The organism is Nonomuraea rhodomycinica (assembly GCF_013363995.1).
Lineage (GTDB): Bacteria > Actinomycetota > Actinomycetes > Streptosporangiales > Streptosporangiaceae > Nonomuraea > Nonomuraea rhodomycinica.
Genome location: NZ_JABWGO010000010.1, coordinates 331,869 through 344,964 on the forward strand (window position 1 = coordinate 331,869; position 13,096 = coordinate 344,964).

Annotated in this window: 16 protein-coding genes; 6 read left to right on the plus strand and 10 right to left on the minus strand. The window is 73.0% G+C overall.

Going from position 1 to position 13,096, the window contains the following annotated elements:
• The first annotated feature begins 162 nt into the window (after positions 1-162).
• Complete coding sequence (locus HT134_RS33590; RefSeq protein ID WP_175604492.1) at positions 163-1,548, plus strand: hypothetical protein; 1,386 nt, start codon at positions 163-165, stop codon at positions 1,546-1,548.
• A complete protein-coding gene (locus HT134_RS33595) occupies positions 1,545-2,651 on the plus strand; it encodes an ARPP-2 domain-containing protein (protein ID WP_175604493.1) in 1,107 nt (368 codons plus the stop codon). Before HT134_RS33590 ends, HT134_RS33595 begins: the two co-directional genes overlap by 4 nt.
• A gap of 42 nt (positions 2,652-2,693) precedes the next feature.
• On the opposite strand, the gene HT134_RS33600 is transcribed toward HT134_RS33595, so the two are convergent.
• From HT134_RS33600 to HT134_RS33610, 3 genes are read right to left on the minus strand one after another with little or no spacing between them, the layout of a single operon-like run.
• The gene (locus tag HT134_RS33600; protein WP_175604494.1) at positions 2,694-2,990 is read right to left on the minus strand and encodes a DUF3817 domain-containing protein; all 297 of its coding nucleotides are present in this window, start codon (positions 2,988-2,990) and stop codon (positions 2,694-2,696) included.
• Between the two features lie 60 nt (positions 2,991-3,050).
• Positions 3,051-3,239, minus strand: a complete 189-nt coding sequence (locus HT134_RS33605; protein WP_175604495.1) for a hypothetical protein — start codon at positions 3,237-3,239, stop codon at positions 3,051-3,053.
• 49 nt (positions 3,240-3,288) lie between these two features.
• Positions 3,289-3,777, minus strand: coding sequence for a DUF5946 family protein (locus tag HT134_RS33610; RefSeq protein ID WP_175604496.1), 489 nt, complete (start codon positions 3,775-3,777; stop codon positions 3,289-3,291).
• Positions 3,778-3,965: 188 nt separating this feature from the next.
• Here HT134_RS33610 and HT134_RS33615 point away from each other — a divergent pair, with 188 nt between their 5' ends.
• From HT134_RS33615 to HT134_RS47260, 3 genes are all read left to right on the plus strand, one after another.
• Positions 3,966-5,456: an ABC transporter permease gene (locus HT134_RS33615; protein WP_175604497.1), complete on the plus strand. Its 1,491-nt coding sequence runs from the start codon at positions 3,966-3,968 to the stop codon at positions 5,454-5,456.
• Between the two features lie 53 nt (positions 5,457-5,509).
• Positions 5,510-6,031 carry a hypothetical protein gene (locus HT134_RS33620; protein ID WP_217708659.1) on the plus strand — a complete coding sequence of 174 codons (522 nt, stop codon included), beginning with the start codon at positions 5,510-5,512 and terminating at the stop codon, positions 6,029-6,031.
• Positions 6,032-6,124: 93 nt separating this feature from the next.
• On the plus strand, positions 6,125-6,256 hold the full coding sequence (locus HT134_RS47260) for a hypothetical protein (RefSeq protein WP_281387803.1): 132 nt from the start codon (positions 6,125-6,127) through the stop codon (positions 6,254-6,256).
• Positions 6,257-6,260: 4 nt separating this feature from the next.
• Here HT134_RS47260 and HT134_RS33625 read toward each other — a convergent pair whose 3' ends face one another.
• The 7 genes from HT134_RS33625 to HT134_RS33655 form a co-directional block, all read right to left on the minus strand.
• Positions 6,261-6,506 carry a hypothetical protein gene (locus HT134_RS33625; protein ID WP_175604498.1) on the minus strand — a complete coding sequence of 82 codons (246 nt, stop codon included), beginning with the start codon at positions 6,504-6,506 and terminating at the stop codon, positions 6,261-6,263.
• Between the two features lie 154 nt (positions 6,507-6,660).
• A complete protein-coding gene (locus HT134_RS33630; RefSeq protein ID WP_175604499.1) occupies positions 6,661-7,446 on the minus strand; it encodes an alpha/beta fold hydrolase in 786 nt (261 codons plus the stop codon).
• A 51-nt stretch (positions 7,447-7,497) separates the two neighbouring features.
• Positions 7,498-8,523, minus strand: coding sequence for an AfsR/SARP family transcriptional regulator (locus HT134_RS33635; protein ID WP_175604500.1), 1,026 nt, complete (start codon positions 8,521-8,523; stop codon positions 7,498-7,500).
• A 4-nt stretch (positions 8,524-8,527) separates the two neighbouring features.
• Entirely contained in the window at positions 8,528-9,295 is a 768-nt protein-coding gene (locus HT134_RS33640; protein ID WP_175604501.1) for a hypothetical protein, read from the minus strand.
• A 171-nt stretch (positions 9,296-9,466) separates the two neighbouring features.
• Complete coding sequence (locus tag HT134_RS33645) at positions 9,467-9,997, minus strand: DUF4240 domain-containing protein (protein WP_175604502.1); 531 nt, start codon at positions 9,995-9,997, stop codon at positions 9,467-9,469.
• A gap of 40 nt (positions 9,998-10,037) precedes the next feature.
• Complete coding sequence (locus tag HT134_RS33650; RefSeq protein ID WP_217708660.1) at positions 10,038-10,616, minus strand: hypothetical protein; 579 nt, start codon at positions 10,614-10,616, stop codon at positions 10,038-10,040.
• A 79-nt stretch (positions 10,617-10,695) separates the two neighbouring features.
• Positions 10,696-11,421: a response regulator transcription factor gene (locus tag HT134_RS33655; protein WP_312888644.1), complete on the minus strand. Its 726-nt coding sequence runs from the start codon at positions 11,419-11,421 to the stop codon at positions 10,696-10,698.
• A gap of 209 nt (positions 11,422-11,630) precedes the next feature.
• Between HT134_RS33655 and HT134_RS33660 the strand changes: the two genes are divergently transcribed.
• A complete protein-coding gene (locus tag HT134_RS33660) occupies positions 11,631-13,079 on the plus strand; it encodes an N-acetylmuramoyl-L-alanine amidase (RefSeq protein ID WP_175604504.1) in 1,449 nt (482 codons plus the stop codon).
• Positions 13,080-13,096 lie beyond the last annotated feature (17 nt).

Consider the following 13,096-nt stretch of genomic DNA (forward strand, 5'->3'; position numbering starts at 1 on the left):
TTTCGGTGGGATTGATATCCACCTGCGCCGTTCCGTGATCGTTGGTACCGTCGTCTCCGGTCGGCCGCGGGACTTCGGTGCGACTTCCGGAACCCGCCTGTACAGCGATGCCTTCGCAGTTCGTGCCCTCATTCCCCGGCCGGCCCGGACAAGGGGGCGATCATGGAGACGTTCGCCGACCTGATCGAGTGCGAAGACGTCCTGCTGTTCGTCAACGCGGCGATCACGTCGACCGGGCAGCGCGAGTTCCACAGCACGCAGGCCGAGCAGCGGCTCTCCCTCCGGTTCCTGCACAGCTACATCGACGGCAACTACCCCGAGATCTACGCGGCGACGCTGGCGCTGGAGATCAACGACCACAACGCCGCGATGATCATCCGCAACCTGCTCCTGCGGCACGGCGGCGACGGCGCCCTGATCGCGTGGCGGCTGTCGCGGATGGCGCCGCAGCGCGTCTACCGGCTGTTCCAGGACCTGCGGCGGCTCGGCGTCAACAACCGGCGCACCCGGGCGATCATCGCCGGGTGGCTGTCCGGCCGTCCCGACCTGGCCTTCGACGCGGTCAAGTACCGTACGGCGGTCAAGGACGCGGTGCGCCACGCCCACCTGCGGCTGGAGGGCGAGCTGGGCGACTTCCTCTTCGCGCCGCGCGGCCGTACCAGGTTCGACCACCCGCTGCTGGACGCCTGGCGCCGCGCGCACTACGAGCAGGCCGCCGTCTACGAGCTGCCCTACACCGTGGCCGAGGGATTCGCCGCCCGGCACGGGATCAAGCGCGAGATCTTCATGGAGCGGATCGCGCCGCGGCTGACCAGGCTGGAGCGGATGCGGCTGGCCGAGTCCGCGCGTGACCAGGGCGTCGAGGCCGACCTGGCCGCGATGCCCCTGGTGCGGCTGGCCTCCTACGCGCTGTCGCTGCCCTTCCAGACCCGGGCGCGCCGCCGTTCCGAACTCACCGCGGCCCTGCGCGCGTCGGCGGCGCGCGCGGCCGGAACGCGCGCGGGCACCTGGGGACGCGTCACGGCGGTCCTCGACGACAGCTTCTCCGCCTTCGGCTCGGTCACCAAGCGACGGAGGCCGCTCGCGGTCGCCGTGGCCTGCCACTACCTGCTGGAGGCGCTGGCGGGCGACTACCGCGGGCTCTGGCTGTCGGGCGGCGGCGACCCGCTGATGGCGCGGCCGACCGGCCCCACGCCGCTCGGGCGACGGATCGTCGACGGGCTGGAGACCGCCCCGGAACGGCTCCTCATCGTCTCCGACGGCTGGGACAACGCGCCGCCGGGGCTGGCCGCCGAGGTGCTGCGCGTCTGGCGCACCCGGCTGGACCCCGGCCGGAAGGTGAGCATCGTGCACGTCAACCCGGTCTACGACGCCGGCGGCTTCGAGGTGCGCCGGCTGGCGCCCGGTGTGCCGACCACCGGCATCCGGGACGCGGAGGACCTCCCGGTGCTGGTCGAGCTGGCCCAGTTCGCCGAGGGCCGGACCGGCCTGGCGGAGCTGCGCGGCTACCTGGCCGAGCGGGCGGCGGAGAGGGTGGCGCGGCGATGATCGACCTGACCGGGCTGGAGACGCGGCCCGCGCAGACCTGGGGAGCGGTGCGCCTGGTGCCGCTCGTCCGCCGCGAGCCGATCCTGGACCTGCGGCTGCACGCCAAGATCTACGGCGACGAGCTGTCCATGGTGTCGCTGCCGGACAGGACCGGCTACTGGGCCTACATCCCGCACGCCTTCGTCGCGTCCTGGACCGGCGACGGGACGCCCGCCGCCGCGTACGGGACCCAGATCGACGAGCCGGCCCGCCGCATCGGCATCAGGACGCGGCGCCGCATGGCGCGGCGCGTCGACAAGAACCGGCTGCGCTTCCTGCCGATGCACCTGGCCGTGGAGGGCTACCTGGCGCTGCACTTCGACGGGCCCGAGATCGTCTGGGAGGAGTGGTCGCGCCGCGACCTGTCGCCGCGGGTGGAGGCCGTCTACAGCGGCGCCGAGATCAGCGGGCTGGCGGACGCCCTGCGGGTCTTCGAGATCTACCCCGGACAGTGCGGGCTGATGATCTACGTGGCCGACTCGCTCGCCGCCGCGACCGTGGTGCCGCACCCCGACGACTACCGGGCGCTGCACCCGACCCTCATCCACGACCTGTACGGTGAGCTGATCCACGACTACGCCCTGTACCACCCGGTACGCGACTTCCCCGCGGTGGTGGACGCCTTGCGCGTGGCCTCGCTGGACGACCTGCGCCAGGCGGCCGAGCGGCACGAACGGGAGTGGGCGTCCTTCCACGACACGACCATGGCGGCGGAGATGCTGTCGTCCCCCGGCCGGGTGGAGGAGGTCTACCGGTTCGGGCCGTTCCGCCTCTCCCGGTTCCTGCCGCGCTTCGAACCGCGGCGGGAGAACCACATCGGGGAGACGATCACCTCCGACGACGGGCAGGTCGCCTACCTGAAGACCTTCCGCCTGTCGCAGGCGCAGATCCGGCGCGGCTACCTGCTGACCAGGCTGGCCGCGCACGACTGGCACCTCGGGCGCACGGCCGACGCCCTCGGGACCACCCCGGCGGACCTGGGGCTGCGCCTCGAACGCGCCGGCTTCGGCCACCTACTGCGGCAGCACGTCCTGGACCACTACCGCAAGGCCGCGAAGCGCTGAGGAGTCCGGAGGCCGGGGTCAGGCCGGCTGTCCGGCCCGGGGTCAGGCCGGCTGTCCGGCCGGGGTGCGCGCCGCCATCCGGCGTTCGAACCACACCGAGGTGAACGGCGGCACCGCGCACGCCAGGCCGAGCACCACCGCGCCCCGGCTCCAGCCGGCCTCCCGCGCCGAGAGCACCACGCCGGCCGCGTACAGCACGAACAGCGCCCCGTGGATCGGCCCGAAGATCTTCACGCCGAGTTCGCCGGTGGCGGCCACGTACTTGAAGAACATCCCGACCAGCAGGCCCGCCCACGAGCACGCCTCGGCCACCGCCACGACCCGGAACCAGCGCAGCATGCCTCACCTTCCCACTCGCACGATCGCGCCACACTCTACAGGCTGTAGAGCAAGGGGCGCTCATCGCCTCATGGCCCGGTGACGCCTGAGCAGGGCCGTGACCCTCGCGTGGTCGCGGGCGCCGTTCAGCTCGGCGAGCAGATCGTCCGGACACAGCTCGTACAGTTCGCCCCACCAGCGGCGTGCCTTGTTGTCCCAGATCCGGTAGCCCCCGGGAACGCCTCGGGCGACGTAGCGCCTCCTGCTCATCGTCGGTCACCCCGCGATCGCCGGCCCCCGGCCGGGCTCGCCGCGTGCGTCAGGCCCGGAGGGAGGTCCACGCCTCCACCGTCGCTTCGGCGATGAGCTGGATGCGGCGGCCGTACGCTTCGTGCCCGTCGGCCACGAAGCTGCCCTCCCTGTAAGGCAAGCCCGAGAACGCGGCGCGGAAGCGCCCCGGAGGTCCGCCCGGCGGGAGCGGCTCGTACGGCGCCAGGGGTGCCATGTCGTAGCCCGACCGTGACCCGTGCCTGTTCCGCGCCACCTGATGAGCCGCCACGCGCAGCAACGCGTCGAGGCCCTGGTCCACGTAGAGCTGCAACTGGCGGAACTGGCCGTCCAGGTACTTCTCGCGCGCCCGGGAGGGGTGCTGCAGGAGGTACGCGCAGACCACCGGCGCGTGCCAGCTGTACATCCGCGGATCGGCCTGCTCCTCGGCCAGGATCCCGTGATAGTAGTCCGCGCACACGCCCAGCGGGCCGGCCGTGGCGCCGCACTCGCACCGATTCGCGATGGGGATGTCCGTCATGGCCCGCACCCTAGGCGGACGGCGCCGGCCTTGTCGATCACATTTCCCGGCCGGGCGGCGCCAGGAAGTCCTGCGGCTCGCGGTGCCGGAACTGGTACGTGGCGCCGCTGACGCGCAGCAGCCGCGCCTCGGAAGGCCCCGGAGCCGCGAGATCACCGCGTCCGTTCGGCGCTGCGTACGATCCGGCTATGGAGCAAGTGATCTTGGCGGTGCTCAACGCGGCGCTGATGGTGACGATCCTGTGCGTCGCCGCGGCCCCCGTGTGCGGCTCCGTGGCGCTCGCGGTTCGCTCCGCCCCCAGCAGCCGTCATGCCCGCGTGAGCCGGCCCCATCTGGCCTGGGGAGCGGTTCTGTCGACCGTCGGCATCGTGGTGCTGGTGGTCACGCGGCCCACGCGCCACTACACGCCCTACGACGACGGCGGTCTGGCCCTCACCGTTCTCGCGGCCCTGGCGGGTGCGGCACTGCTCCTCCTCGGTATCGGCCCGTTCGTCTCATGGCTGCTGGTCCTGCTCGGGAGGCCGGCGGTACGGCTGACGCCGCCGATCCGCCTGGCGGCTCACGGCGCGGCCGGGCGCCGGGCAGCGGCAGCGGCGGCGACGACGGCGAGTGCGACGGCACTCGCGCTCACGTTCATGATCGTCGGGACGGCCCAGGTGGAGCAGGACAGAGCGGCGTACCGTCCACAGGCCCGCTCCGGCGCTCTCGTGGTGACCTGGCCCTCGCCGGAGCAGGCGGCGGCTGTGGGCAGGGTCGTCCAGCAGGAGCTACCCGAGGTGCCGATCGCGCAGAGCTATCGCCTGCCGAATTCCGGATTTCTGAGCCTGGACATCGTCGATGTGGACGCACCGGACCTGGAGAGCGGCACCTCGGCCGTGGTCATCGGTGACGAGGCGCTGCTCCGCTATCTCACCGCGGCCCCGTCGACGCCCTACGACGAGGACACGGCCGTGGTGATCACGGCTGATGACACGGACGTCGACAAGGTGACGATCGACTACGGCGACTGCGGCGCGTCGTCAACCAGCAAGATCCTTCCCGCGATCGCCGCCAGATCCGCCGACCCGCAGGAGGAGAAGATCTTCATCCCGGTGCGGGCCGTGCGGGATCTCGGCTGTCGGCCGGAGCCCGAGGAGTTGGTCATCGACCCCTCCGTCCACCGCACCACGGCGGAGGAGCAGGAGCGGCTCGATCGCCGGCTCGGTGAATCGGGAACCACCTACATCGAGCGAGGGTTCCAGGCCCCGGGGGGCTGGAAGGTCTTCGCCGGGGCGGCGTTGGCCCTCGCCCTCGGGGCTGCGTTGACCGCGACCCGCAGGACGCCTGCCGACTCCCGGTCGAGACGTGTGCTGCTGCGGGTCGGCGGCGCATCGACGGCGAGCCTGCGGTGGTTCGTCGCCTGTCGTGCGGGGCTCGTGGCGGTTTGCGGAACGGTGGTGGGCGCGGCCGCCGGGTGCGTCATGGGCCTGCGACTGGTGTGGCCGCTGACGGAGTCGTCCGAATGGGACGCGCCGCCACGGGTACCCTTCGAGACCCCGTGGCCGGCGATCGCCGTGCTCGTCGCCGGTCTTCCCGTCCTCACCGCGGCCATCGCCGCTGTTCTCGGCGTGACCTGGCGCGAGTCGCGCGAAGCGGCGGCACATCACGTCGAGCTTGATCGCTCATCTGCGGCCGACTAAGGTGGCGACCTTCGGTCGGCGCGGCCCTCCGGAGTCCCTGAAGGCGATCGCTCATGACGGAGCCGGACCCGACCCCCGCACGACGTCGGCTCGACGCGGCGCTGACCCGCGTGGCCGTCACGTTCCGCGGCATGACCGCCCGCCCCGACGAGCACAACTGTGAGTGCCACTGGGGCAGCGCGGCGGAGCTCGCCCTGTTGAAGGTGCCGGACGTAGAGCTCCACGCCGACCTGCTGCGTCGCACGTGGGAGGCACCCGACTGGGACGACCACGCGGCCGTGCTCCGCCGCATCCTGCCCCAGTTCTCCAGGGCCCTGGTCGCAGGAAGTGTCGAGCCTGTCCTCGGCATGGAGGGGGCCGGGCTCTCGTTCGCGCGGGGAAAGTGGTGGCAGTGGCCCGCTGATCAAGCCGCCGCGGTGCGGGAGTTCCTGGATGCCTGGTGGTGCCACACGCTCGTCGAGCCGGATCCCGCCGTCGCCCCGCACGAGGTCTTCGCTCTGTGCGCCGAGGCACCTGACCTACTGGGAGGGCGGCCTGCCGGCCGGCTCACTCGCGTGGGTCAGCATGGAGCGTGAGGAGGAGTGGTGCGCCGAGCTGGCGGCGTGGTTGTCGCGTCGCGCTTCCCAGGACCGGCTCCGCGCCAGGACTCCTGCCGGTAGCCACGCGCCGTGGAGAACGACGACGCCTTCATGAGCACGCCCCACTACGACGTCTTCCTCATCGTGGTCGTGCAGGTGGTGCTCCTCCTGCTGCCCACCGTCGTCTGGCTCACCGTGACGCTGCTGCGCGGCCGTAGGTAGCGCCTCACCGGCGGCTGATGGAGTACCGGTCGATCGGGAGCACCAGGGCGTACAGCTGTCGTCCCGCCCACGGCGGCAGGGCGAGGAGAGCCTGCTGCAGCCGCCGGCGAGGCGCGTCGCCGGTGCACTCGTCGCAGAGGCACCTGTGGAAGAGGCGGTCGGCGGTGCCGGGCAGGGTCGCGTGCTGCCAGGCCACCAGGGCGTCCGCCACGGCGCCCGGCCACATCCGGGTGTGTTCGAGTGCGATCACCGCGCCCATGGGACGACGGCCGAGCCCGGGGACATGGTGGATCAGGTCTCTGTGGGCGCCGCACGACGATCTCCGCGTACGGACCTCCGAGGGACGCCTACGCGGCATGGCCCTTTCGGGACGATGTCATGGGCACGATGATCGCACGCCCTCCTCAGCGGAGGAACTCCAGGAGCACCGGGACGATGGCGTCGGGGGAAGGGCCGTGGCCCTGGCCGGGCAGGACGCGGCGGGTGGCGTCGGGAAGGGCGGCCGCCACCGCGTCGGCGGCCTCCGGCATGCCGGGGAAGGTCTCGGTGCCCGAGTACACGATCGCCGGCACTGTGACCGAGGACCAGCGGCCGGCCCAGTCGGGGTCGGTGTTGACGTCGTGGACGGACGCGAGGTCGTAGACGAGCGTGGGGGCGACCGCCACCAGGTCGGCCCAGCCGGGGCCCTGGGCCATGCCCTCGACGGCCTCGGCCGGCACGCCGAACACCGCCGTCATCTCGTAGCGCATCGCCTCGTCGTGCTTGCCCTCGGCCAGCAGGGCGCGCATCGTGTCGAGGTGCGTGCCGTGGTCGAGGCCGGCGAACAGCGGCGGCTCGTAGAGGGCGAGCGCGGTGACGCCGACGCCGGCCTGCGCGGCGGCCAGCGCCACGGTCGCCCCGGACGAGCTGCTGTAGAGGGTCGCGGTGCCGCCGGCCGCCTTGATCAGCGCCGCGACGTCCTCGACCTCCCGCTCCAGCGCCCAGGGCGCGGTGTCGCCGGACCGGCCGCGTCCGCGCCGGTCGTAGTCGATCGCGGTGAAACCCTCGTCGGCGAGCCGCCGCGCGACCTCCGCGGTGTTCTGGTCGATGGCGCGGTACTGGGTGGCGCCGCCGATGAAGATGATCGCGGGCCCGTCACCGTAGCGGTCGTAGTCGATGACCGTGCCGTCGTGGGAGATGACCGTGCTCAAGGTCCTGCCTCGATTCGTGCCGTTCGGGGTGTGCGGAGGTGGCGGGCGGGTTCACGGGTGCCGCCACCGGCACACAGTACGGCCCCGGACCGACAATTCTGGTCCGGCGCCCCCCGCGCGGCGTAAGGCCGCCGGCCGGCGGAGGGCGCATTCGCGGAGCGGGGAAGCGGGAGCGGGACCGGGAGCGGGTGCGGGACCGGGAGCGGGTGCGGGACCGGGAGCGGGTGCGGGACCGGGAGCGGGTGCGGGACCGGGAGCGGGTGCGGGAGCAGGCGCCGGGGCGGGGGTCAGTGTGACGGTGTCGTGCTCCGCGGCCGGGTGGAGGTCCGCGCCCAGGGTGTCGGCGTGGTGGAGGATGTCACGTTCCAGGGCCCTCAGCTCGGGGCCCGGGTCGAGGCCGAGCTGGTCGGCCAGCAGCCGTCCCGCCCGGCGGAGCACGCCCAGCGCCTCCGCCTGCCGGCCCGTACGGTACAGCGAGAGCGCCAGCAGGCACCACAGCCGCTCGCGCAGCGGGTTGGCCGTCGTCTCGGCCTCCAGCGTCGCGATCACGGCATCGGGACGGCGCAGCGCGAGCAGCGCCCGGGCGTGCCGCTCCACGGCGACGAGACGCGACTCGTTCAGCCGCCTGACCTCCGCGACCGCCCACGGCTGGTCGTCGAACTCGGCGTACGGCTGCCCCCGCCACAGGTGCAGCGCCTCCTCCAGGCAGGCCAGGGCCGCGCGGGGCGGCTGCCGTTCCGCCTGGTCCACGAGCGCGGTGAAGCGGACGGCGTCCACCTGCTCGGTCGCCAGCAGGTAGCCGGGCGGGCGGCTGACCAGCAGGGCCGGCCGGGAGCGCGGCCGGCGCCCGGGTTCGAGCGCGCGGCGCAGATGGGACACGTACGAGTGCAGCGACGGCAGGGCGCTGGGCGGCGGCATGTCCCCGTACAGCGCGTGGAGCAGGGCGTCGGTGGAGACCACCGCGCCCGGCACGGCCAGCAGCCGGGCCAGCACGGTGCGCGGGCGGGGGCCGCCTAGGGCGGCGGCCCGGCCCGTGTCGTCGCGCGCCTCAACCGGTCCGAGGACTCGGAACTCCACCGGATCAGGCCCTTCCGGAAGCGGGGGAGCCCAGGACCTGGCCCGGCCGGGCGACGAGCATCAGCCCGAGCGCCGCGTACCCGATGACCAGGTGGCCGGCGCCCACCCAGCGGGACAGGTCCTCGCCGACCAGCAGGAAGCTGGGGACGGTGACGACCGCCCAGCTCTCGGCGACCAGCGGCCACCAGCGCAGCAGGCCGCTCCACCGGCCCGCGGTGGCGAGCTTCACGCTGATGGCGGCCATGCCGAGCATCGACAGCGGCCAGCACAGGTCGAGCGGTGCCAGCCAGGCCGCGTTCTTGAGGTCGTCGGGCAGGACGCCGTGCAGCAGCGACCAGACGGAGGCCACGCCGAGCACGACCGCCTCGACGCGGAGCGCGATGGCGGCGGCGCGGGAGGTGCCGATGGCCCGGGTGCGCAGCTGCACCCACAGCAGGCAGAACACGCCGAGCTGGAAGCACAGGCCGGTCAGGTCGACGACGCGCTCGCCCACGCCGACGCCGGTCGAGCCGAAGATGGAGATGGCCGTCGCCCAGGTGAGCGCACCGGCCGTGAGCCCGGCGCCGGCGCGCCGGACGGCGGCGGCGCCGACCGGCCGCGCCGCCCCCACCGGCCGCGCCACGCCGGCCGTTCCCGATCCGCCGGCCGCTCCGGATCCGCCTGCCGGTCGCGACCGGTTGGCCGGTCGCGATCCGTTGACGCCGGCCGGGGGAGCGGCCGGGGGAAGGTCCGTGCGGGCCTTGGCCGGCTCGTCGGTGATGCGCGCGTCCATGAGTGCCTCCTGTGGGGGCCGTCGGGGTGTGACGGTGTCCACGATCGGCGTTGGCCGTCCCGGGCCGGCAGGGGCGCGCGTCCCTGATCGGGTCCCGGACGCCGGCCCCCTTGTCCCGGGACAACCTGTCCCGGGACAAGCTGCCTGTCCCGGGCAAGGGGCCTCGGGCGGCTAGGAGTCGCGCCAGCCCGCCGCGTTGGAGCACGACTCGCGGCTGATCCCCGACCCGGTGTCGGGGAAGTCCCCGTGGCGCCGATGGTGGAGGTGGGCGAAGAAGTAACACATCTCCGCGCACTCGGCGTCGGGCACCGCGGCCTTCGGGTCGTCGGCCACGGCGGCGTAGAAGTCGCGGCCCAGCGCCACCACGAAGCCGCGGGCGTACAGGAAACCGTCGTCGGAGCCCCCGACGACCCCATGGAGGTCGGCCCGGTCGAGGTCGTACAGCTTGGCCTCGACCACCCGGTCGAGGCGCGTGAGCTCGTCCGACGGCAACTTCCCGCTGATGAAGCGCAGGTTGCTCAGGAAGTCGTCGAGGGCCGCCTCCACCACCGTGAACGGAGTGGGGCCGCTGAGGTCGTCACCGGCCATCTGGTTCGCCAGCGCCCATCGCGCCTGGCCGACCTCGCCGCCCAGAGGCGCCCACGCCGCCTCCAGCAGGCTCCAGAGACGTTCCTCGTCCTCCGCCGGGAACCGCCGCTCCATCCGTACTCCTACAGTCGTGTGATCAGTGGCGACCACACAATCAGGAGGCACCGACAAGAGAGCGCCACCCGAAGGTGACGGAGCCCGCCACGAGCACCACCCCCGACAGCATGCCGCTGAGCAGCGGTACCCAGGAGACGGCCGGCGTCGAGGCCAGGACGAGGCCCGCCACCCCCAGCACGGTGAGGACGGCGCCGGGAACGGCGATGCTCCAGTCCTTCCAGACCGGCGCCAGCGCGACGAAGTGCACGCCCACCACGAACGCCACCCACGCCACGTTGCCCTGCTCCGGACGGTCGAGGAGGGCCAGCACCCGCAGCCCGCCGAAGAGCAGCAGCACCTCGGCCGCCACGATGATCAGGTATCCGCGGCCGAACATGCCCTTCCGCGCCTCCGCGGCCGGCCGCTTCCCTCCCGCCTCCGCGGCCGGCCGCTCCCCTCCCGCCTCCGCGGCGGACCGCTCCTTCCGTACCGTGGCGAACCACATGGCCACGACGGCCGCGGCCCCCAGACAGGCGGCCACCCGCAGGACGTCGGCGGCCCCGGTGTTCAGCGGGCTCCGGGCGTTGACGACCACGAAGACCGCGCCGAAGACGGCGCCCACCAACAATCCGTTCATTCGTTGCATGACGCTCATTGAATCGGCGGCCGGGCCACGGCCGCACGGGGGCTGGGGCGAGCACGGGGTCGGTCTCGCCCTACCTCGCCGCCCCGCGAAGGTAGGCGAGCACGGCCAGCACCCGCCGGTTGTCGTCCTGGGTCGCCGGCAGCTCCAGCTTGGCGAACAGGCTCGCCACGTGCTTGCCGACCGCCGCCTCCGTGATGGACAGGGCGCGGGCGACGGCGCCGTTGGAGCGCCCCTCGGCCATCAGCGCGAGCACCTCGCGCTCGCGCGGGGTCAGCCGATGCGTCGGCTCGGTGACCTCCCTGGCCCGGGCCCAGGTCAGTTCGAACAGGTCGATGAGGGCCGTGATGAGGCTCTGCTGCCTGATCACCAGGGCTCCGGGCGAGTACGCGACAGGGGTGATGCGGAGGAACGCCACGGCGTGGTCGAAGACGAGGAGCTGCTGCACCTGCTCGTCGGTGACCCGGTGCAGGTCGCCGGCGGCGTGCAGCTCCCTGATCCGGGCCGCCTTGAGCTCGTCGTCCAGGACGCTGGAGTGGACGACCGTGCGCATCCTCATGCCGCGCCGCAGGGCGCCGAGCACGTCGAGCCGGCTGCGCTGCTCCTCCCGGCCCTGGTCCGTCGAGCCCACCGGCTGCAGGGCGCGCAGCTCCCGGCACGAGCCGGCCAGGTGCAGGATCTGCCGCCGGACGCGCTCGTTGTCCTCCACCCGCTCGACCTCCACGGGGACGCCGCCCAGCACGCCGACCACCTCTTCGAGGCGGCGGGTGAGCTGGGCCAGCGACACGCTCTCGTCCACACGCTCCCCCCGAACCGGTTGCCGAAGATGATCGTACGGTCCCCCGGAGGGGCCTGACGGGCGTGTGCGTTCTCTGGACGTTCTTTATGCGGGCCGCGATCACGCTTGTCGCCAGCAGGAGCGTTTCGGGGGCTCGGCCGACGCGGCGCCGGCCGAGGCCGGGGACGGCGGTCGTGGGAGTCCTCCGACGTAACGTTGAGGAGAAACACGTGAAGGCTCGTCTCCGCCGTCCGGCCGCGCTGTTAGCGGGCGCGATCATCCCCCTCTCGCTTCTCATCGGGCAACCGGCCGGCGCCGCCACCGCCGCTCCCGTCGCCGACGCCTTCGCGCGGGCCTCGGCCGCGTACGAGGTGCCGCGCGACCTGCTGGTGTCGGTCGCGTACGCCGAGACCCACCTCGACGGGCACGGCGGCAAGCCCAGCGCCTCCGGCGGCTACGGCGTGATGCACCTGGTCAGCAACCCCAGGACGCACTCGCTGGAGCGGGCCGCCACGCTGACGAAGCTGCCCGTGGCCACCCTGAAGAGCGACACCACGGCCAACATCACCGGCGGCGCCGCCGTGCTGCGCGCCCTGGCCGACGAGCTGGGGCTGGGCGCCGACGCGCGCAAGGACCCGGCGAAGTGGTACTCCGTGGTCGCCGAGTACGGCAACGCCTCCCAGCCCGAGGTGGCCAGGCTGTACGCCGACACCGTGTACGACCTCCTCGGCGGCGGCGTCAGCGCCTCCACCCCCGACGGCGAGACCGTGAAGGTGGCGCCCCGCGCCGTGGAGCCCGACCGCGGCTCGTACGCCAAGGTCAAGCAGCTCGGCGAGAACGCCACGCTCGCCGCGGCCACGGTGGACTACCCCGGGGCCACCTGGGTGCCCGCCCACAGCTCCAACTACGCCGTCTCCGACCGGCCCACCAGTGACGCCATCGACCGGATCGTCATCCACGTCGCGCAGGGCACGTACGCCGGGACGATCGACTGGTTCCAGACCGGGCCCCGGCCGAACCCGACCTCCGCGCACTACGTCGTCCGCTCCTCCGACGGCGCCGTCACGCAGATGGTCAGGGAGAAGGACCGGGCCTTCCACGCCGGCGACTACAACCGCCGCTCGGTCGGCATCGAGCACGAGGGCTGGGTGGATCAGGCGTCGTGGTTCACCGACGCGATGTACCGCTCCTCGGCCGCGCTGACCCGCAACATCGCCGACCGCTACGGCATCCCGAAGGACCGCGCCCACATCATCGGGCACAACGAGGTGCCCACGGCCGACCACACCGACCCCGGTCCGTACTGGAACTGGACGACGTACATGAGCTACGTCAACGGCGGCGGCGGGCCCACCAACCCGCACACCCCCGAGTCGGTCTGCGGCAGCGGCTACAAGGTCATCGACTCCGCGCCCCTCGGCACGGCGGGCAACGTCTACCTGCTCTACAACTCCACCAGCGGCAGGAACTGCGTGGCCACGATCAAGACCAGCTCGCTCGGCCAGGCCACGGCCACCAGCGCCTACCTGGAGGTGCAGGGCCAGACCCGGGTCACCGACAGCGGCAACTTCTCGTACTACGCGGGGCCGGTGATCGCCGCCGCCGCCGACAAGTGCGTCAAGTGGGGCGGCAAGGCGGGCTCGTACACCTACGACAGCGGGTTCGAGCACTGCTCGTGACCCCCGCGGGCACGGCC